General features: G+C 67.3%; 21 protein-coding genes. 5 read left to right on the plus strand and 16 right to left on the minus strand.

The window, feature by feature from the left end; genetic code table 11:
* Window positions 1–94: 94 nt before the first annotated feature.
* Window positions 95–628 carry a peptide-methionine (S)-S-oxide reductase MsrA gene (msrA, locus tag HALXA_RS10390; RefSeq protein ID WP_013880307.1) on the minus strand — a complete coding sequence of 178 codons (534 nt, stop codon included), beginning with the start codon at window positions 626–628 and terminating at the stop codon, window positions 95–97.
* Window positions 629–695: 67 nt separating this feature from the next.
* On the minus strand, window positions 696–1,364 hold the full coding sequence (locus HALXA_RS10395) for a 2,5-diamino-6-(ribosylamino)-4(3H)-pyrimidinone 5'-phosphate reductase (protein WP_013880308.1): 669 nt from the start codon (window positions 1,362–1,364) through the stop codon (window positions 696–698).
* 130 nt (window positions 1,365–1,494) lie between these two features.
* Between HALXA_RS10395 and HALXA_RS10400 the strand changes: the two genes are divergently transcribed.
* Entirely contained in the window at window positions 1,495–2,268 is a 774-nt protein-coding gene (locus tag HALXA_RS10400) for a hypothetical protein (protein WP_013880309.1), read from the plus strand.
* 116 nt (window positions 2,269–2,384) lie between these two features.
* On the opposite strand, the gene HALXA_RS10405 is transcribed toward HALXA_RS10400, so the two are convergent.
* The 4 genes from HALXA_RS10405 to HALXA_RS10420 all read right to left on the minus strand — a co-directional run bounded on the left by HALXA_RS10405 (window position 2,385) and on the right by HALXA_RS10420 (window position 5,820).
* Complete coding sequence (locus tag HALXA_RS10405; protein WP_013880310.1) at window positions 2,385–3,308, minus strand: DMT family transporter; 924 nt, start codon at window positions 3,306–3,308, stop codon at window positions 2,385–2,387.
* 88 nt (window positions 3,309–3,396) lie between these two features.
* Window positions 3,397–4,029 (minus strand): nitrous oxide reductase accessory protein NosL, encoded by a 633-nt coding sequence (locus HALXA_RS10410; RefSeq protein ID WP_013880311.1) that lies wholly within the window; start codon window positions 4,027–4,029, stop codon window positions 3,397–3,399.
* Between the two features lie 120 nt (window positions 4,030–4,149).
* A complete protein-coding gene (locus HALXA_RS10415) occupies window positions 4,150–4,647 on the minus strand; it encodes an SRPBCC family protein (RefSeq protein ID WP_013880312.1) in 498 nt (165 codons plus the stop codon).
* A 177-nt stretch (window positions 4,648–4,824) separates the two neighbouring features.
* Entirely contained in the window at window positions 4,825–5,820 is a 996-nt protein-coding gene (locus HALXA_RS10420; protein WP_013880313.1) for a phosphate uptake regulator PhoU, read from the minus strand.
* Window positions 5,821–6,096: 276 nt separating this feature from the next.
* Here HALXA_RS10420 and HALXA_RS10425 point away from each other — a divergent pair, with 276 nt between their 5' ends.
* A complete protein-coding gene (locus HALXA_RS10425) occupies window positions 6,097–7,065 on the plus strand; it encodes a hypothetical protein (protein WP_013880314.1) in 969 nt (322 codons plus the stop codon).
* A 107-nt stretch (window positions 7,066–7,172) separates the two neighbouring features.
* On the opposite strand, the gene phoU is transcribed toward HALXA_RS10425, so the two are convergent.
* From phoU to HALXA_RS10455, 6 genes are all read right to left on the minus strand, one after another.
* Complete coding sequence (gene phoU / locus HALXA_RS10430; RefSeq protein WP_013880315.1) at window positions 7,173–7,841, minus strand: phosphate signaling complex protein PhoU; 669 nt, start codon at window positions 7,839–7,841, stop codon at window positions 7,173–7,175.
* Window positions 7,842–7,846: 5 nt separating this feature from the next.
* Window positions 7,847–8,776 (minus strand): phosphate ABC transporter ATP-binding protein PstB, encoded by a 930-nt coding sequence (gene pstB, locus HALXA_RS10435; protein WP_013880316.1) that lies wholly within the window; start codon window positions 8,774–8,776, stop codon window positions 7,847–7,849.
* Window positions 8,773–10,347, minus strand: a complete 1,575-nt coding sequence (pstA, locus tag HALXA_RS10440) for a phosphate ABC transporter permease PstA (protein ID WP_013880317.1) — start codon at window positions 10,345–10,347, stop codon at window positions 8,773–8,775. Before pstA ends, pstB begins: the two co-directional genes overlap by 4 nt.
* Window positions 10,347–11,480 carry a phosphate ABC transporter permease subunit PstC gene (gene pstC, locus HALXA_RS10445; protein WP_013880318.1) on the minus strand — a complete coding sequence of 378 codons (1,134 nt, stop codon included), beginning with the start codon at window positions 11,478–11,480 and terminating at the stop codon, window positions 10,347–10,349. Before pstC ends, pstA begins: the two co-directional genes overlap by 1 nt.
* A 68-nt stretch (window positions 11,481–11,548) precedes the next feature.
* On the minus strand, window positions 11,549–12,736 hold the full coding sequence (locus tag HALXA_RS10450; RefSeq protein ID WP_013880319.1) for a substrate-binding domain-containing protein: 1,188 nt from the start codon (window positions 12,734–12,736) through the stop codon (window positions 11,549–11,551).
* Between the two features lie 295 nt (window positions 12,737–13,031).
* Window positions 13,032–14,015 (minus strand): metallophosphoesterase family protein, encoded by a 984-nt coding sequence (locus HALXA_RS10455; RefSeq protein WP_013880320.1) that lies wholly within the window; start codon window positions 14,013–14,015, stop codon window positions 13,032–13,034.
* A 305-nt stretch (window positions 14,016–14,320) separates the two neighbouring features.
* Between HALXA_RS10455 and HALXA_RS10460 the strand changes: the two genes are divergently transcribed.
* Window positions 14,321–14,599, plus strand: coding sequence for a hypothetical protein (locus HALXA_RS10460; protein ID WP_013880321.1), 279 nt, complete (start codon window positions 14,321–14,323; stop codon window positions 14,597–14,599).
* 71 nt (window positions 14,600–14,670) lie between these two features.
* Here the strand turns inward: HALXA_RS10460 and HALXA_RS10465 are convergent, their stop codons facing one another.
* Window positions 14,671–15,651 (minus strand): DUF7260 family protein, encoded by a 981-nt coding sequence (locus HALXA_RS10465; protein WP_013880322.1) that lies wholly within the window; start codon window positions 15,649–15,651, stop codon window positions 14,671–14,673.
* A 306-nt stretch (window positions 15,652–15,957) separates the two neighbouring features.
* On the opposite strand from HALXA_RS10465, the gene HALXA_RS10470 reads away from it, so the two are divergent.
* On the plus strand, window positions 15,958–16,191 hold the full coding sequence (locus HALXA_RS10470) for a DUF7511 domain-containing protein (protein ID WP_049895447.1): 234 nt from the start codon (window positions 15,958–15,960) through the stop codon (window positions 16,189–16,191).
* A 93-nt stretch (window positions 16,192–16,284) separates the two neighbouring features.
* Here the strand turns inward: HALXA_RS10470 and lrpA1 are convergent, their stop codons facing one another.
* Window positions 16,285–16,713 (minus strand): HTH-type transcriptional regulator LrpA1, encoded by a 429-nt coding sequence (gene lrpA1, locus HALXA_RS10475; RefSeq protein WP_013880324.1) that lies wholly within the window; start codon window positions 16,711–16,713, stop codon window positions 16,285–16,287.
* Between the two features lie 164 nt (window positions 16,714–16,877).
* On the opposite strand from lrpA1, the gene HALXA_RS10480 reads away from it, so the two are divergent.
* Entirely contained in the window at window positions 16,878–17,201 is a 324-nt protein-coding gene (locus HALXA_RS10480) for a hypothetical protein (protein ID WP_013880325.1), read from the plus strand.
* Between the two features lie 101 nt (window positions 17,202–17,302).
* Here the strand turns inward: HALXA_RS10480 and HALXA_RS10485 are convergent, their stop codons facing one another.
* On the minus strand, window positions 17,303–18,412 hold the full coding sequence (locus HALXA_RS10485; RefSeq protein WP_013880326.1) for a double zinc ribbon domain-containing protein: 1,110 nt from the start codon (window positions 18,410–18,412) through the stop codon (window positions 17,303–17,305).
* A gap of 169 nt (window positions 18,413–18,581) precedes the next feature.
* Window positions 18,582–19,517 (minus strand): thiamine pyrophosphate-dependent enzyme, encoded by a 936-nt coding sequence (locus HALXA_RS10490; protein WP_013880327.1) that lies wholly within the window; start codon window positions 19,515–19,517, stop codon window positions 18,582–18,584.

Below are 19,517 nucleotides of genomic sequence, written 5' to 3' on the forward strand. Positions count from 1 at the left end.
GAGCCGTTCGCCGGCGTTCGGGATAGGCATCAGCCCCTCGTGTGCCGGGCGGTCCCTGGAGACCGAAGCACCGGTCGCTCAGATTCCGAACCAGTTACTGCGTCGCGGCGACGTCGTCGCCGAACTTCTCGCGAACCTTCTCGACCTTCGGCGCCGCGTGCATCGAACAGTACGCGTCGTTGGGGTTCTTTTCGAAGTAGTCCTGGTGGTACTCCTCGGCCTCGTAGAACTCCTCGACCGGCTCGATTTCGGTCACGATTCCCTCGTAGAGCCCTTCGTTCTCGAGTTCCTCGGCGAACCGCTCCGCGGTCTCGAGTTGGTCGTCGTCGTGGGCGTAGATCGCCGACCGGTACTGCGAGCCGACGTCGGGGCCCTCGCGGTCCTTCGTGGTCGGGTCGTGGATCGTAAAGAAGACCTCGAGCAGGTCCTCGTAGGCGACCGCGTCGGGGTCGTACTCGAGTTGGACGACCTCCGCGTGGCCGGTTTCCCCCCGACAGACCGCCTCGTAGGTGGGGTTCTCGACGTGGCCGCCGGCGTAGCCGGAGGTCACGGATTCGACGCCCTCGAGTTCCTTGAAGGCCGCTTCGACGCACCAGAAACAGCCGCCGCCGAACGTTGCTCGTTCCATGTTACTCCGTAGGCGTCGCGCGAGGAAAGATGTGACGGGGCGCGGTCGCCGGTCGCCGGCCGCCGGGCTAGCGGCCGCCGGCTTGCCACGTCAACAGGACGCCGTCATCGAGTCGCTCGACCGACTCGAGTTCGAGCGTCGGGAAGTCCTCGACGAACCCCTCGCCGTCGGCCAGCGTGGGGGCGTCGCGGCCGCCGATCACCTTCGGTCCGACGAACACCCGCAACTCGTCGACCAGCCCGTCCTCGAACAGCGAGAAGATGAGTTCGCCGCCGCCCTCGACCATGAGCCGCTCGAGGCCGGCCTCCTGCAGCGCCGCGAACGCGCGCAGGAGGTCGACGCGGTCGTCGCCGGCGGTGACGAGTTCCGCGCCACGGTTAGCCAGATCCATTCGCCGGTCGACGGGTGCGGCCTCGCTCACGCAGACGTAGGTCTCGGCCGCGTCGTCGAGGATTTCGGCGTCGACCGGCGTCCGGGCTTTCGAATCGACAACGACGCGGACGGGATTTGCGGCCTCGCCGTCCTCGACTCGCTGGTCCCGCAGGTCGGCGTCCTTGACGGTCAGGTGCGGATCGTCCGCGAGGACGGTGCCGGCGCCGACGACGACGGCGTCGCTGTCGGCCCGGAGCCGGTCGACGCGCTCGAAATCGGCCTCGCCGCTGATCGCGATCTGTTCCCGGCGTCTCGAGGAGAGCTTCCCGTCCGCGCTCGTGGCGGCGTTGACGACGACGTGCATACCCGTGCTGGGCGGGCCGGCGCAAAGAAATCACCGTCCGCCGTCGACGGGTAGACCGACGGCCGCCCGGATCGATTTCCCGTCCTGTGCAGGCGGGGTACCTTCCCGCCGACGCCGCTAGACTCCGCGTATGACGACCTTTACCGAGGACGATATCGGCAAGCGCGTCGAGAGCGCGACCGGCGAGCGGGTCGGTACCGTCGCGAACGTCGACCGAGAGACGGCCTACGTCGATCCGACGGCGGACGCAGTCGACTCGATCAAGGCCGTCCTCGACTGGGACGGCGGCGCCGATACCGTCCCGCTCGCGGACGACGCCGTCGGCGACATCACCGACGAGGCGGTGCGACTCGAGGCGGAACTGCCGGCTGAGAGCATCGAATCGAACGCGGGCGCGATCGACGACGAGTCCGCACCGGACGCGGACGCCGACGAATCCGCGGACAGCGCTTACTCACCCGGCACGTCGGTCGAGTCGTCCGTCACCGAGCCGGCCACCGACCAGAGCGACCCCACGCTGGGGACCGAGCACCGCACGACGTCGACCCCCGAGACGGGCGCGGAGCCGGCACCCGACGAGCCGGCCGCGGAGACGGGATCGGACTCCCGAACGCGACCCGACCCCGACGAGGAGCACCACGCGCCGGAGCAGGCGGAGCCGGCCGACGAAGTCGATCCGATGGGCGAGATGGAGGACAGCGACGCGGTCGATCCCGAGACCGAGGACCCTATCGACGAGACCGGCGGCAGCGGCGAACGAGTCGACGCCGACGAGCTCGAGTCAGTCGAGGAAGACGCGGAACGGGACCTCGAGGTCGATCCGACCGAACTCACCGACGGTGAACCGGAAGCCGAGATTCGCTCGCGGGAGGACGTCGGCGATCGGACGGACGCCGACGAGTAGCAATAGGGGCGGCTATGCTGTCGAGCCAAGCGCCACACGGCATTACGAGCGATGCGACGGACCCGGCGTGACTGCGACTCGAGGACGCGGTGACGAGCGGTGATCGACGATAACGGTCAGTCGGTGGGGGTCTCCGTCTCGGCACCGCCGCGATCGCGTTCGCGTTCGATCGTCGTCACGTAAATCCCCCCGAGGACGACGAGTCCGCCGCCGACCGTGATCGCGTCGGGAATCTCTGCCAGCAGGAGTGCGGCCAGTAGCGCCGAGCCGACCGGCTCGCCCAGCCAGGCGACGCTGACCACGACCGACTCGAGGTGCTTCAGCACCCAGTTGACGACCGTGTGGCCGAAGACGCCGGGGCCGACGGCCATGCCGAGGAAGAGCAGCCACTCGCGGGCGGGGTAGGCGACGTAGTCGTGGCCCTGCGCGCCGACGACGAGGAACAGGGTTGCCGCGCAGGCCGCGTAGACGACGGTTACGTAGGGAAACAGCGAGACGCGCTGGCGGATCGACCGCCCGGCGAGGACGTAGCCCGCGACGGTGACGGCGCCGAGTAGCGCCAGGGCGTTGCCGAGCGCCGTCGCGTCGGACAGCGGCGCCCGCCCGGCGTCGCCGAACGACATCGCAGCGGCGCCGACGACGGCGACGGCGATCCCCACCACCGTTTCGCGGCTAATTCGTTCGCCGAGGACGAGCCCGGCGCCGAGCGCGACGAAGATCGGCTGGGTCTGGACGAGCGTCACGCTCGCGGCGACGCTCGTGTAGTTGAGGCTCTCGAACCAGGCCGCGAAGTGGACGGCGAGCGCCACGCCGGCGACGACGGCGCCGGCGAGGTCCGATCGCGAGAGCCGCGCGAACTCCCCGCGGTGGCGCAGGAGGGCGACGGGCGCGACGACCGCCGTCGTGAACAGCACCCGGTAGAACGCCGCGACCGAACTCGGCGCCCCGCTCCAGCGGACGAGGATCGCGCTCGTACTCGCGGCGAAGACGGCGACGGCGAGCGCGGCGTACGGGGTCACCTCGCGGTCGATTCCGGACACGGCTCGAGAATGCAATCGGAACGGGAAACGGGTTACGTTACGGGTTTGCGGCGGTCGGGGAAGGTGAGAAAGAGAGAGGCGAGACGGACTACGGCAGCCGGCTTCCGCGGTAGATCTCGGCGTGCTCTTGGCTGACGTCGTCGAGGGAGATGACGTCTTCTTCCGTCAGGTCCTCCGCCTCCCACGCCTCGAGGTAGGCGACGGCGTCCTCGCGGTCGGCGAACGGGCGCGGATTGGGGCCCATGGGTTCGTCGGCGGTCGCTTCCGAGTCGGTGACGAGCACGTAGTGGGCCTCGGTGGCGTCGATCAGGTCGTCGGCCTCGATACCCATCACCCAGCCGGCGGTGACGGGTTCCTCGACCGGCTGGTAGGCGTAGTACGCGAACAGACAGCCCGGCGTGTCGAAGACGGCGCCCTCGCCGTTCTCGTGTGCGAGCTGGCAGTGCCAGCCCGAATACGAGGCGGGCGTCATCCGACAGACCGGACAGTGCTGGCCGTCGACGAACGCGATCGGCTCGTCGCCGGGGTGATCGACGAGGCTCTCCCCGTAGCGGTTTGTCGCTCCCTCGCCCACCTCTTCGTCGCTGCGGTCCCCGGATCCTGTGTCGTCCTCGCTTCCGCCGCCGAGACACCCCGCGGCGGCGATCGCCGTTCCGGTGCCCGCCGCGCCGAGGAGTTGCCGCCGCGTGATGGGATCGCCCGTGCCCTCGAGTCGAGTCATACGCACAGTACCGGCTTGGACGGCAAAACGAGCGTGGTTCGGTTCCCGAAAATCGGCTCCGATCGCTTGCGACGGCCTTGCGACGGTGGCCTCGCGACGGCGGCCTTGCAACGGTGACGGCTACTCGAGCAACTCCCGCGTCCGCCGGTGGCGGTCGCGGAACATCGCTTCGAAGCCGAGCGACGAGAACGGCGTCGCAGCCGCCGCGAGCGGGCCCGACGAATCCAGCGGACCGAGCGGAAGTGCGTACTCGACGTGATCCCGAACGATCGTCGCCTCGCCGTCGGCGTAGAACGCGTGCGTGTGCGTCCACTCGTCGAACGGGCCGTCGACCATCTCGTCGCGGAAGTAGGCCGCCCCGTCACCCCGTTCGCGCTCGGTGATGACCGACGTCCACCGCTGGCGCGGCCCCGCGCCGCAGGGGCGAACCGAGAGCGTCACTTCCGACCCGACCTCGAGGACGTCGGGGTCGGGATCGCCGTCGGGGCCGACGACGGATTCGACGCGCAACCGCATCCAGTCCGGCGTGAGCGTTTCGAGGCCGGAGACCTGCGAGTGAAAGGACCAGACGTCCTCGAGCGGCGCGCGGACTCGAGTGCGTCGTTCGTAGGTGGGCATGGGCGTCGATACGCCCGCGATCGTGAAAAGCGACCGCGTCGGTAGTGTGACCCGCTCGAGACGCGGGGGACGGTCCGGAGAGCGGAGCGTCGGTGGAGACCGGGACGGGAGACGGAGCGCCGTCGGAGGAGACGGACGGGTTCGAAGACGATGCGGATTCCGGTTGGATCGATCCCGTTAGGGCCGCGGTGCAGCCTTCTGCAGCGCCGTCTCGGCGACGTTTCCGCCGTAGTCGGCGCTCCGGGACAGCGAGTCGAGGATCAGCCCGAGCGATTGGGCCATCACCGGATCCAGATCGCGGAGGATGTCGTCGATTCGGCGGGTGTGTTCGTCGATCGCCGGCACGGCCTCGAGGGCGTCGTGGCTCTGTGCGGTCGCCTCGTCGCTGTCCTCGGCGAACAGCGCGTCCATCGACGTCTCGAGGATGTCCTCGACGTCGGCGTGCAGTTCCAGCAGCGGGGTGGCGACTTCCTCCGGAATCTCGTCGAGTTTGAGCGCCAGTTGGCTGATCTTGACGGCGTGGTCCGCGACGCGCTCGAGTTGGCGGGCGCTCGAGTGGTAGTCGAAGCAGTCCTCCCGGGGGAGGCCGAGTTCCTCAGCGGCACGCGGCGAGCGCAGCGTCGCCCGGAAGATCCGCGAGACGACGAGGAAGAGCCGATCGACGTCGTCGTCGCGGTCGATGACGTCGTTGGCGATGTCGTCGTCGTTCTCGACCAGGGCGGTGACGGCGTCGGCGAGCATCGAGTTCGCGATCAGCCGCATGCGCGTAACGGCGTTGACGATCGATAGCTCCGACGAATCGAGGAGGTCCTGGACGACGACGCAGTCGGTCTGTTCCTCGACGACCTCGACGCCGATGAGCCCCTGAATCGCGCTGCGGATCGCCCGGCGCTGCTCGGTCGTGATCCGGTTCGCCTCGAGGCGGATGACGTCGAAGCCGCTGACGTACATCGTCAGCAGGGCGCGGACGAGCTGTTCGTCCTCGAGCGTGGAGACCTCGAGCGTGCCCTCCTGGTGGTCGGCGTCGCTCTTCGGCGTGACGAGGAGCGTGTCGTCCTCGGAGTAGATTTCGACGATGGTACCGCTGCTGACGTCGTTGTCGGTCGCCCAGTCCTTCGGCAGTGAAACGGTGTACGTCGACCCACCGGTCACCTGGACCTTGCGTGTCTCCATGTGTCGCGGTTCTAACGGGACGAATATAAATCTACCTGGATCTATAGAGTGGTCGCATACTGCCGCTTCTTGCACCCGATATCGGCTATATCCGGAACATTTCTAGACGTATCATCAGATAGCCACACACTGACAAACGTAGATATAGGTATTAGTATATAGGGATCTGTTCCAGAACTGGGACTAACAAGATTCTCGAACGGCGAGAGCCATGCGTTCCGTTCCGGCTCCGTTCAGACCGAACGAATAACGGATTCTCGGTCGTAACGGTCGGCCATGGATGAGTACGAACGTGGCGAGCGCCGTGCGGACCTCGACGGGCTATCGCTCGAGGCGGCGGTCGACGCCGTCGCCGACGGGTCGTCGGAGTCCGGAACGGTACGCGAGACGCTCGCCGTCGTCGCCGACGACGGCGTCGTCCGCCGGGCGGCGGTCGACGACGCGCTCGCGAACGCGTCGAAGGTGGTCACGACCGCGGAGACGCGCGCCGAACTGGCGGCGGCGGCGCTGGACGACGCCCGCGACGCCGCCGAACCCGTCGCCGATCTGGACGTCGTCGCAGCGCGCCTCGAGGGGTTCGCCGCGCGGCTCGAGACCGTCGAGGACCGCGCGGCCGGACTCGGCGATCGACTGCAGTCGATCGTCGACCGCAAGCGCGACGGCGACCTCTACGAGCTCGCCCGCGAAATTCGGCAGATGACGGCTGCGGCCACCGAAGTGCAGCGCGCCGCCGACGACCTCGCGTTCGACCTGGAGTCGTTCGACGCGTGGCTCGACGAGCCCGACCGCCGGGCCGGGGACCTCGCCGACGATATCGACGCGCTCGAACGGTCGTTGGACGAACTCGAGGACGTCGTCGACGGGCTGGGGAGCGAGGCGTCCGATCTCGAGGACGTCGCGGACGGCGAGACCGATCCGGCAGTCACGTGGGCGCAGGCGGCGATCCAACGCCGCGTCACCGAACTGCTGCTGGCGGATCTGCGGGCGGAACTGGCGACGCTCCGGGAGTGGGCCGGCCGCGAGGGTGCCGATCCCCCGTCGGACGTCGAACCGCGGCTCGACGAGCTTGCGGCGCGCCGCGAGAGGCTGGGCGAGCGGCTCGCCGACCGTACCGAACCCCCGTGGCGCGAGCGCTTCGGCGACCGGGTGGCGGCGATCGACGAGGCGCTTGACGAGTTCGAGCCGCCGGTCGACTGGGTCGCCGTCGAGGCCGTCGTCGAGGAGCACCGACCCGACGGCGGGTAACGACGTTTCGGTTCACAGGGCGATACCGAGTCATCTCCTTCTCGAGTCTAGTTCTCGTCGCCGACACTCGTCCGGCCGAAACAGCGCGGCTCGAAGAAGCAGTCCGATCAGTAAAGCAGCGCCGGATCGTTCTCGACCATGTAGTAGGTCCGCGCGGCGACGTTGACGGCGTGGTCGCCGATCCGTTCCACGTCGCGAATCGTCAGCAGCACCCGCGAGACGTCGTCCAGTAACCGCTCGACGTCCCAGGCGTCGACCTCGCGGGCGATCAGTTCGCGCACGACCGCTTCGCTGGCGTGCTGACACAGCGCGTCGATTTCGTCGTCGCGCGCGGCGATCGTCCGACAGGCGTCGGCGTCGTCCGCGACGTAGGCGTCGACGGCCGCCCGAACCTGCTCGCAAACGTCCTCGCCGATGCCGGAGATATCGATCTCCGAGAACGCCCCTTCGTCGTCGGCCAGCGCGTACTCGGCGAGGTTCGTCGCCAGGTCGCCGATCCGCTCGAGGTCGGTGAGGATCTTGAACGAGGCGGCGACGAACCGCAGGTCCGAGGCGACGGGCTGCTGGAGCGCGAGCAGGTCGATGCAGTCGCCCTCGAGGTCGAGGTAGCGGTCGTTGACGACGTCGTCGCCGTCGATCACCGCCTGGGCCAGGGCCTCGTCGCCGTCCTCGAGCGCCGTCAGCGCCCGCCGGAGCTGGGTCAGGACCGTTTCCGCCATCGACTCGACGTCGGCCCGCAACCGGTCGAGGGACTCGCGGTAGTCCTCGCGCGCCACGCGTCTCACCCGAACTTGCCGCTGATGTAGTCCTCGACGCGCTGGCTTTCGGGGTTCTCGAAGATCTTATCGGTGTCGTCGTACTCGACGAGTTCGCCGCCGGTCAGGAAGACGGCGGTCTGATCGGAAACCCGCGCGGCCTGTTGCATGTTGTGGGTGACGACGACGACCGTGTAGTCCTCCGCGAGATCCTCGATGAGATCCTCGATCTTCGAGGTGGCGATCGGGTCCAGCGCGGAGGCCGGCTCGTCCATCAGGATGACCTCCGGACCGACCGCCAGACACCGGGCGATACAGAGGCGCTGTTGCTGGCCGCCCGACAGCCCCAGCGCGTTGTCCTCGAGCCGGTCGTTGACCTCCTCCCAGAGCGCGGCCCGCTTCAGCGAGCGTTCGACGAGATTCGACTCGCGCTCGGGTTCGGCGCGACCGGTCAGCCGCGCGAGCAGTCCCGTCTCGATGTCGCCGTGTTTCCGCGGCCCGTAGGAGATGTTCTCCCGAATCGATTTCGGAAACGGATTCGGGTTCTGGAACACCATCCCAACGCGCTTTCGCAACTCGACGAGATCGACGCCGTCCTGGTAGATGTCCTCGCCGTCGAGTTCGACCGTTCCGTCGACGCGGGCGCCGCGGATGCGGTCGTTCATCCGATTCAGACAGCGCAGGAACGTCGACTTGCCACAGCCGGACGGACCGATCAACGCCGTCACGCTCTGTTCGGGAATCTCCATCGACACGTCCTTCAGTGCGTGATCGTCGCCGTAGTGGACGTTCAGATTCTCGACGGCGAGTTTCGTCTCGCCGTCGGCGTCGTAGTCGGTCCACTCGGGGCGCGTTTCCTCGACGGTTTCGCCGGCGGTCGTCGAGACCGTCCGTCCGTCCGTCTGCTCCGTCGAATCGGTCGTCTCGGTCGTTTCTGCAGGGTTCGTTCGGCTCATTGGTGGAGTTTCGTTCTGAAGTAGTATCGCGTCGCGATGCCGATCGCGTAGAACGCCAACACGACGAGCAGCAGCGTCAGCGCGAGCCCCCACGCGAACTGCTCGGGGCTCTCGATGTTGCCGCTGAGCCCCGCCGTGATGAGCGCGTACAGCTGGTAGGGCAGCGCGCTCGTGGACTCGAGCAGCGCGGGGTTGGTGACGAACGGCGGCGAAGCGTGCAACTGGAAGCCGCCGATGACGTTCGGCGCGGCCTCCTTTCCGGGGAGGACGCCGCCGCCCATCGTCAGCAGGATGGGTGCCGTCTCCCCGGCGATGCGGCCGACGCCGAGGATGACGCCGGTCGTGATCCCCGGGATCGCCGCGGGCAGGACGACGCTGCGGATCGTCTGCCACTTGGAGACGCCCAGCGCCGCGCTGGCGTCGCGGTACTCGTCGGGGACGGCCAGGATCGCCTCGCGGCTCGTGATCAGCACCAGCGGCAGCAGCATGAATCCGAGCGTCAGCATCCCCGCGAGCAGCGACTTCTGGTTGCCGAATCGGGGAATGAGGAAGGCGGCGCCGAACAGGCCGAAGACGATGCTGGGGGTGCTCCAGAGGCCGTTGGTCGCGATCTCGACGACGCCCGTGAACCGGCCCTGCTCGGCGTACTCGCTGAGGAAGACCGCGGCGCCGACGCCGGTCGGTACCGCGAACAAGACGGCGCCGACGACCAGCCAGATCGTGCCGACGAGCGCGGGGAACACTCCGGCGACGTCGGCGAACAGCGACGCGCCGTTCGTCAGGAAGGGCCACCTGATCAGCGTTCCGCCGCCGACGGAGAACCCGTTGAACAGTCCGGGGAGTCCCTTGACCGCGACGAAGGCGAGGAGGCCGACCAGCACCGCGAGGATCGAGAGGACGATCAGATAGATCAGGACGTACGCGCCGACGTTTCGCCCGCGGGCGCCGAATCCGCCGTAGGCCTTGGCGGCCGCCCAGCCGGTGAGCAGCGAGACGAACATCGCGAGGAACGGGACGGCGGTGTCGCCGAACAGCGTCGCGTTGTAGTCGACGAGTTCCCACTCCCAGCCGGGGCCGACGACGCCGGTGACGAGCGCCAGTCCGCCGAGGACGGCCAAGCCCCCCGCCGGCAGCGTCGAGCCGACGTCCTCGCGGGGGAACGCGGTCGCGGCGAACGCGACCGCACCGACGACCCCGCCGACGGTCGTCGAACCCACCGTGCCGAGGCCGGCGGCGCCGGCGACCAGCGAACCGACCGCGAACCAGACGCCGGTGAAGGCGACCGCGGCGACGAGGCCCGCGCTCGGTTGGGGGCCGGTGTCGACGGAGCCCAGCCGCGAGGTCAGACCGAAGCCGACGACGCCGAGTCCGAGCACGAGCAGCGCCGCCCCCAGCGCCGTCGACAGCGCGACGCCGGCGACGGGGACGGTAACGGTGATCTCGAGGACGTCGAGCAAGGCGACGAGCGCGACGGCGAACGTCAGCCCGGAGAGGCCGACCGCGGCGATGGCGGCACCCTCGTAACCGCTGCGGCCGTCGCGAACGAGCGCGGTTTCGGTCGCGCGGCTCATTACTCGACACCCCCGAGGCGTCGGCGCATGCGCGCCTCGATGTACTGCGAGGCGATGCTGAGACACAGGACGGTCACGAACAGCACGACGCCCGCGGCGAAGAGGGCGCTCTCGAAGACGTTGTTGGCGTGCCCGTAGTTAGCGGCGATCAGCGACGTGAGCGTCTCGTAGCCGTAGAAGACGTTAGTTATCGGTTCGGGAATCCGCTGGATGCCGGCCAGCATTACGGTTGCCGCCATGGTCTCGCCGATCGCTCGACCGACGCCGAGCAGGACGGCCGCCGAGACGCCCGAGAACGCCGCCGGGAGCGTGATCGACGTCATCGACTGCCAGTCGGTGGCGCCGAGCGCGACCGACCCGTCTTTCATCGAGTCCGGGACGCTCGTCAGGGCGTCCTCGGCGACGGAGACGACCGTCGGCAGCGCCATCAGTCCGACGACCAGCCCGACGAACAGGTACGTCGAGCCGCCGTTGAGCGCGAACTCGTCGCTCGCCCACGGGTTGATGATCGTGAACCCGATGAAACCGTAGACGATCGACGGAATGCCTGCGAGTATCTCGATTCCCGGTTTGACGAGTTCTCGGACGGTCGGCGGGGCGATCTCGGCGATGAAAAGCGCCGCCGCCACGCCCAGCGGGGCCGCCACCAGCGTCGCGATTGTCGTTACCATCACCGTCCCGTGGATCATCGGCAGCAGCGAGTAGCGAACGGGCTCGGAAGTGGGGCTCCACCGCGTCTGGGTGAACATTCCCAGTCCGGGTACGGAGACGCCGAAGACGGTCGCGCTCTCGTACCGGAACGCGGGAATCGCCTCGAGGAAGATGAAGACGACGATCAGCCCCAGCGTGACGAGCGTCACCGTCGTCATGGCGAAGGTGATCGCCCGGGCGGTGAGCGCCTGGTATCGTATCCAGCCGTAGCCGGTCGACGCGAGAAACGCGGCGAACGGGACGGCCGCCCACGGCGACGCCAACAGGAATCCGGCGAACGCGGCCAGAAGCGCCCCCATCGAGAGGCCGACGACCGCCAGCGCCTCCGGTTCCGTCTCGGCGACGAACTCTCGAGTCCGGCCGACCCGCCGCTCGACTCGCTCTCCCCAACTGCCGACCTCCGTATCAGTAACTGAACTCATAGTCTCTTTGCAGAACTCATGATCTCTGTCAATCGAACCGCGAAGTCGGTGTCCGCACGGCCGGCCGTCTACACCTGATCGGGGAGTTTGTCCCGCTCGGCTTCCAGGTCGGACGTCGGCAGCGTGATGTAGTTCTCGTCCTCGACGAACACCTGCTGGCCGAATTCGGTCAGGAACATGTTGAGGAACGCGGCCTCGCGCATGTCCGTTCCCTCCGGCGTGTCGTCGGTGATCGTCGTGTACATGTGGAGGTCGCGGTTCAGCGGATACTCGGCGTCGTAAATGGTGTTCTCGGCGTCGGGATCCGGCTCGTAGACGGTGCCGTCGAAGTCGATGGCGACCGCCTGAATGCCCGATCCCGCGAACGCCAGCGCCATGTAGCCGATCGCGTTGTCGTTGTCCTGGAGGACCTGCTGGACCTGCTGGTTCTGGCCGAGGCGGGTGTCGACGTCCATCTCCGCGTCGGCGTCGCCGAGCATGTTCAGTCGGAAGGTGGTGTCGGTTCCCGAACCCTCGGCGCGGCCGACCACGTAGATTTCCTGGTCGGGACCGCCGACCTCGCTCCAGTTGGCGATGTCCCCCTGGTAGATCCCGCGGATCTCCTCGCCGGTGAGCTGCTCGACGCCGGCGTCGTAGACCTCCTGGCTGACGAAGACCGGCTGGCCGTCGCGGCCGACGACGTGGTCGACGTAGTTCTCGTCGCGCTCCTCCTCGCTGATATCGAGCTCCGCCGTGATCGGCCCCGAGGAGTTACCGATGTCGACGAGCCCGTCGCGGACGGCCTCACAACCGGTTCCGGAGTGGCTCAGCGCGACCTGCGTGCTGAACGGCGGGTTCGACCGCTCGCCGGTTTCCTCGAAGCCGTACAGGCCCGCGAAGTAGTCGGCGATGTTCTTGTCGGTCTCGATCTGGTCCCAGCCGGGAACCGACGACTCGTCGTTGGAACCCCAGTATTCGCCGTCGGACGGCGGCGCGTTGGAGTTCCAGTAGGAACTCCCCGTGTTCGAGATGGGGTACACCGTCGAGGACCCCTCGGCGCTCAGCGTGCTCGGGTTCGACGATCCCCCGTCGCCGTTGCCATTGCCGTTGCCGTCGCCGTTCCCGTTTCCATTGCCGTTTCCGTTACCGCTTTCATTTCCGTTCCCGCCGCCGCTACTGCTACACCCAGCGAGTCCAGCCGCCCCCACGGTAGCAGATGCCAGTAGGTATTTTCGACGTGATACGCCGCCAGCCTGGCGCTCCGAATCGTTTGACATCACCTGAGTTGAGACATGACGTCATTAAACGGGTTTATAATAGCAGTATGATCGAATACTGATTCCCCTGTGATAACAGTGCGAGAGACTGTAACAGGATATCGGTACGTTCTGATATGTATCAATATGTAGTTCCCCTTCTCGAGAATCGGACCGGCGACTCTCCAGGCGGCCGGGATCGGGGTTGGATTGGGTTGGGTTGGGTCGGGTCCGAGGCCAGAACGGATAAGGATGGCGATAGAGGCGAACCGCGAACGAGCCGAACGGACTGGCTCCCGACTTTCCGCTGCGTGACTCAGCCGGCCAGCGCAGCGTCGTCCAGCTGCGTCGGCTCGTAGAGCAGCGGCAGGCTCGCCAGCGTGTTCTCGGTGATCCCGAGCACCGCCCGCCAGAACGGCGGTCCGTCGGCGGCCAGGTCGTACGCCTCCGCCCGGCCCGTCTCGGTCGCGTGCGAGACCAACCAGACGTTCGTCCCCGTCTCGTCGATCTCGAGGAGGCAGTACGCCTGCGGGAACGACGCGATCGCCGGCGCGATGAGCTGGCACAGCCCGTTTCGTCTGACCAACGACGGCAGGTGGTGGTGGCCGGTGACGACCAGCGAGACCCCGTGGCGCTCGAGGAGCGATCGAACGCGACCGCGATCGCGCATCGTGAACGCGCGCCAGGGATCCGCGTGACAGAGCGGGTCGGTTACGACCGGCAGCGGGTTGTGGTGGCAGGTGACGATCGGGACCGATGCGTCCGCGAGCCGGTCGTCGAGCCACTCCAGCTGAGCCGACGAGAGGCGCCCGCGGTGCGTTTCGGCGTACGGCCCGTCCGGGCCGGCTGCGCTGTTGAGCACGAGGAGGTCGATCCCGCCGACCTCGCGGTGGAACGGGAACGACGTCGCTCCGTACCGCTTCCCAAAGGCCGTCGCCGACGGACACCGGTGGTCGTCGTCGCACTTCTGGAGGTCGTGGTTCCCCGGCGTCGCGATGAACGGCCGCTCAAGTTCCTCGAGCAGGGCGTCGACGCGGTCGTAGTTCCAGGGCTCGCCGTCCTTCGTGAGGTCGCCGGGGAAGAGCACGAGGTCGACCGCGCGCTCGTTGACGTCGTCGATGACGGCCCGGAGCCGCTGTTCGGTCCGGTGGAAGACGCGGTAGGTCCCCTGCGACCGGGTTGCGATATGGGGGTCGCCGACCACCGCGAGCGTCGTCGCCCGCTCGGATCGAGGCTCCTCGAGCCGGCCGAGGAGCACTCGGTCGCCGACGTCGGCGAGGCCGTACTCGTCGCCCGTCATCGTCCCGCGCCCCGATCGGTCGACGGTCGATCGGCGACGGGGTTAGAACCGCGCCGTCGGTTCGCGCGCCGAAACGCACAGGGGGATCGTCGATACATACCGCGGTTCACGACCCCGTTTAAAAATAATATTTATATGAGAGGTACGTGGCCGGCCGTACTCGAGCACGGGTGTCGAACCGACTACGAACCGAAACAGAGGGGCACGGAGTTCGATCGAGCCGTACGTAGCAGTACGTGCGGGGCTTGGCGATTCGTAGCGCTCCTAGCAACTGACTTGTGGCGAGTCGTCGTGGCCCCAATCGAATGGCTCCCGACTCCGTCTCCGCCCCGGTCCGAACTCCCGACACGACCGCCGACCGAGAGGACGCGCCCGACGACGGCCCGCGCGACGCCCGGTCCGCCCCCGTCGCACGGCGCGAGTCGCTCGAGCGGACGCACGCCTGCCCGCTGTGTGGCTACACCGACGACACCAGAGACAGCGTGTTCACGCACCTCCAGCTCAGCCACCGGAAACGAGCGATCAGCAGCGCCCTCCTCGAGGCCCACGCGAGCGCCGGCGCCGGTGCTTCCGGCCACGAGTAACGACTGCAACTGGAATCCCCGGTGACGCGACGATAGTCCGCCGTCCGGCGACTGCGTCCCCACCCGACCCGCTACGATTCTGACCCACCGAACGGATGTGCCGTCGATTCGCGCTCGAGCAACTGTTCGAGCGACCGATCCACGGCAGCCGTCCCGCGTTCGATACCAGCCCCGAGATCGGCGATCGCGGCGAGAATCGGATACGTGTGCTCGCAGTCCCCGTAGAAGTAGTCCTCGAGTGTCCCGGCGTTGCCGAGCACGTACTCCTGGCGCCGCCGCTGCAGCGCGGTCTGGCGCTCGGTCGCGAGGTCGTCGCACCGCTCGCGAAGGCTTTCCAGGCGATCCCGCGTCAGCCGGAGCGCGTTGAACTCCAGTTGCGCCAGCGGCTGCTCGAGCAGCGACTGCAGGTCCTCACAGACGTCGGTCAGTTCGCGATCGGCGTCGTCGACGGCCTCCCGTTCGGTCTCGACGCGCTCGCGGAGTTGGGCCCGATTCTCGACGACCTGTTCCGCCGCGGTCACGAGCGACCGCTGCAACCGCGGGTGCAGCTGCGCGTGCTGCTCGAGCGCCGCCGCCTGCTCCTCGCTGAACTCCTCGGCGATGCTCTCGAGCCAGGTGTCGTCGTACAGGTCGTCGTAGTGGGGAACGCTCATCACCGTCTCGACGTACGCGTCCCGGACCTGCGAGAGTCCCTCGGACGGTCGACTGTGCAGCGTGGTGCCCGTCGTTCCGGTTCCGACGCCGCCGGCACCGGCGGCTCCGGTGCCGATTCCAGCGCCGAGCCCTGTACCAGCGGTGGGAGCGGTTGCTCGGGGCGCCGCCGTCTCGAGCGCTGCGACGCGTCGCTGGAACCGCTCGAACGCGCGTTGCTCGACGGTCAGTTGTCGATCCTCCCGCTCGAGGACCTCGCGCGCCGTCGCGAGCGGCTCGCGTATCTCAGGGGCGGCCGGCGCCTCGAGCGTCCCGGGCGACTCGGCGGATCCGCGATCACGGTCGCGATCCCGATCCCGATCGGGATTGCGGTCGCAGTCGGTGGTCGGTGTCGGGGACACGGTATGCGGTGCTCGCGGGCTAACCACCGTAAAGCCATCTAGTAGGATTCGTGTCGGCTACGTTCGGGACCGTAGCCGACTGTAGAACCACGAACGCGAGCTACGTACGGTCGGCCGCCTGAACTGGTCGACCGCGCCCTCCCAGATCCGGCGACTAGAGGCGCGTGTCGGGCGCGCGTCGACTCACAGCCCGTACGGACGCGACGACAGTGAGCAGTAGCTCTCAATACCACAATTAGCAGCGGCTTTGTAGGCTTCTGGTGTGGGTTGATCTACGGCGTCTTCGACGTCGACGTTTCGAAAGCCATGACGGACTCAACGAGCGAATACGATTCCGACAGCGTCCGACAGCGACTGCAGACGGCGGCCCGGTACCCGCCTCGATCGCAGTCGATCGACCTCGAGTCCATCGTCGTCCGGTACGAGGACCGCACCGATCGGTGTACGATCACGCCCCGGGAGTGTCCCGATTCGGAGCGGCTCACGACCTGGCTCTCGGCGGACATCGACGCGTTCGTCGAACTCGAACAGCTGCGCTAGTCGACTCTCGTCGCGATCAAGTGGCTGTACGGCTGCGAGGAGGCTCCGGACTGCGAGACGAACGCGAGCGGTCGGCGTCGAAATCCCGGTCGGTTACTTCAATCGCTCCTGCAAGAACGACGGATGCGCGGCGGTCACGCCCTCGATCTCCATGAGGTCCTCGGAGATGATCTCGCCCAGCGAGTCGCCGTCTTCGGCGCGCACCTCGGCCATCAGCATGTGGTCGCCGCTGGAACTGTACAGCGCTTCGATCTGGTCTAGGTCCTTCAGCGCCTTCGTCGCCTCGACGTAGCGTTCGCTCGAGACGTCGATCCCGACCATCGCGATGGTCTTGCTCGAGAGCTTCTTCGGGTCGATGTCGGCGGAGTAGCCGACGATGACGCCCTCCTCTTCGAGTTGGTTGATGTACTTGCGGACCGTCGGCTTCGACACCCCCGCCCGCTCGGCAATGTCGGCGTACGAGGCCTGTGCATCCTCTTCGAGAACCTCGAGGATGCGATCTTCCGTAGCCTGGGTACTCATGTTAGTGTCTTTTGCTCCGGCGGAAAAATATCTTTTGTATACGAAAACGTCGGATCGGCTATCGGAAGCTGACTCGAGATCGGCGATAAACGGCCTCGATACGACGGCTGGCCGCGTAATCGCCGGACTTATTCGCCCGCTGCTCGCAGGTCGGCACGTTCCGAATGGTCGATCCGAGTTACGTCAGTGGCGCCGTCTGGTTCGTCTGCGGGTTCGCGATCCTCTATCTCGGCTACCTGATCGGGATCCGCGGCCGGGCCGAGTTGCACGCGGACTACGACGAGTCGAGCGGCGTCGATCCGGCCTACGTCTCGCGGTGGGTCGGCGCGACGGCGCTGCTGATGGGGACGTTGGTCGTCCTCTACGCGATTCGCGAGGTCCGCTACGGCTTTCAGCCCGCCGCGCTCGGCGGCCTCCTCGTCGCGCTGCTGGTGTTGAGTTACGTCACGAAGCTTATCGCGCGCGGGGTCGGCTCTCGCCAGTCGTAGAGTCGTAGCGCAGAACCCGAGCGCTCGCTCGAGTCCGCCGGTCGCTCGAGGCGCGGCCCCTCCCGCATCGGTTTAGCGCCGCGGTTCGATCGAAACCGAGTTCATTCCCGATCGTCGGCTATCGTATCCGCAGCCGCATCTGTAGCCGTCTCCGTATTTGCGTCCGCATCCTCGTCGATCGTCGCGCCACCGGAATCGTCGCCCTCGAGGTCCGATGTGACGTCCGAGGCGGGCGTGGAGCGGGAGTCGGAGCCGGGTCCGAAGAGATCGGTTCTGGCACACTCGCTGCAGTAATAATTGTGCTCCATCGCGTGGGTCCGGACGGGCAATCCCGCGACGACCGTCTCGTCCCGGCGACGGCGAACGAGACCGCCGTCGAACGGCTCGTTGCAGACGACGCAGCGTTCGCCGTCGGCTTCGCTGGCTTCGTCGGGCCCGACGACTCGGTGATCCACGGTTCGCTTCCGTCCGAAATCGGTGATCCCGTGGCGGCGTTTGAACCGTCGCCTGAACGCCGGGGCGACGTAGAGTCCGACGGCGGCGAATGCGAGCCCGATGAGGCCGGAAACGATCGCGCCGTTGAGAAGCGCTACGAGCGACAACACGGCGCCGACGAACAGGAACGTCGCCGTCATCACGTACGCCGACCCCGTCGATATCCGTTCGGAGGCAGCCGTCGACGAATCGCGTCCCCGACCCGGACCGTTCGCGGGCGGCGTGTACCGATCGTCGACGGAGAGGTGGCGCTGCTCGGCGCGCTCCGAGTAGTGGTACCAGCCGTACAGGAGATTCCCGACGCCGCCCGTGGTAAGCAGTAGGACGACGTGGACGGGGATCGACCCGATATCCCGATCGACGAGGACGACGCGGTCTCCGTAATCGTGCTGGAGCTCCCACCCCGCGTCGAGGTGTCGCTGAATGCGTCGCTCGAACGCTCGGCGTGCCTGTCGCTGCCGGCTCGAGTCCGATCGCGGTCTCGACTGCCGAGATGGACGTGTCGCGTCACTTTCGACGCCCTTCCGTGGCGTCCCGCAGTTCGAGCAGAACTCGTCGTCGCGCTCGAAGGCTTCCCCGCACGACGAACAGTACGCTGGTTCCACCGTCCCCAGTTCCACCCCACAGTGGAGACAGAAGTTCGCGTCGGGCGGCACGGTCGCTCCGCAGTCGGGACACGGGGGCCGACTCGATGCCGACGAGTTTCCGGGGGACACGCCGAAACGTTCACTCCGCTATCATTTAGTAGTATACGGTTCGCCGAGTGGTGCGACTCGAGCAGTTCCCGGAGAGACGAGTTCGCGCGTGCCGACTCGGGCGGTTACGGCGAGAAAAAACGTCACGCAGCGGCCTCGAGTCTCGGAAGAGACCGGCGCCGTCGCGGCGTTACTTGTGACGGTCGAGCAGGTCGTAGCTGCGCTCCCACTCGGCGTCGTCGTCGAAGTACCGCTCGGCCAGCGGCTCGTCGGGCATCTCGCCGACGGCCTGCTTCTCCTGGGTGTAGGACGGGCGGTCCTCGTCGACGTAGTAGCGACCGGTCAGGACGGTCCCCTCGTTTAAGACGTCCTCGGTCTCGCGCATCATCTCGGCGGCTTCCTGCCGATCGTGGATGTCGTGCTCGTAGTCGTCCGACTCCTGGATGTCGATGTAGGGGACGTACTGTCGGGCGTCCTTGTTCCAGGTCGGACACTGGGTCAGGAAGTCGACGTGGGCGAAGCCGTCGTGTTCGATGGCCTCCTTGATGATCTCCTTGGCCTGGTTCGGGTTGACCGCGGCGGTGCGGGCGATGTAGCTCGCGCCGGCGGTCAGCGACTGCGAGAGCGGCCGGATCGGCGTCTTCGCGCTGCCCGAGGGCTGGGTCTTGGACTTGTGGCCCTTCGGGCTCGTCGGCGACGTCTGGCCCTTCGTCAGCCCGAAGATCTCGTTGTTGAACACGATGTAGGTCATATCGTGGTTCTCGCGGGCCGTGTGGATGAAGTGGTTCCCGCCGATCCCGTAGCCGTCGCCGTCGCCGCCGGCGGCGATGACCTCGAGGTCGGGGTTGGCCAGCTTCGCGGCGCGAGCCACGGGCAGCGAGCGGCCGTGGATCGTGTGGAAGCCGTAGGTGTCCAGGTAGCTGTTCAGCTTGCCCGAACAGCCGATCCCGGTGACGGTCAGCACTTCCTCGGGCGTCTTGCCGGCTTCCGGCAGCGCCTGCTTCAGCGACTTCAGGACGCCGAAGTCGCCACAGCCAGGACACCAGGTCGGCTGCGGTTCGACACCGGGGGTAAACTCGTCCCGGTCGATCTCTCGCTCCTCACCGATTGCGTTGAATGCACTCAT

The organism is Halopiger xanaduensis SH-6 (genome assembly GCF_000217715.1).
Lineage (GTDB): Archaea > Halobacteriota > Halobacteria > Halobacteriales > Natrialbaceae > Halopiger > Halopiger xanaduensis.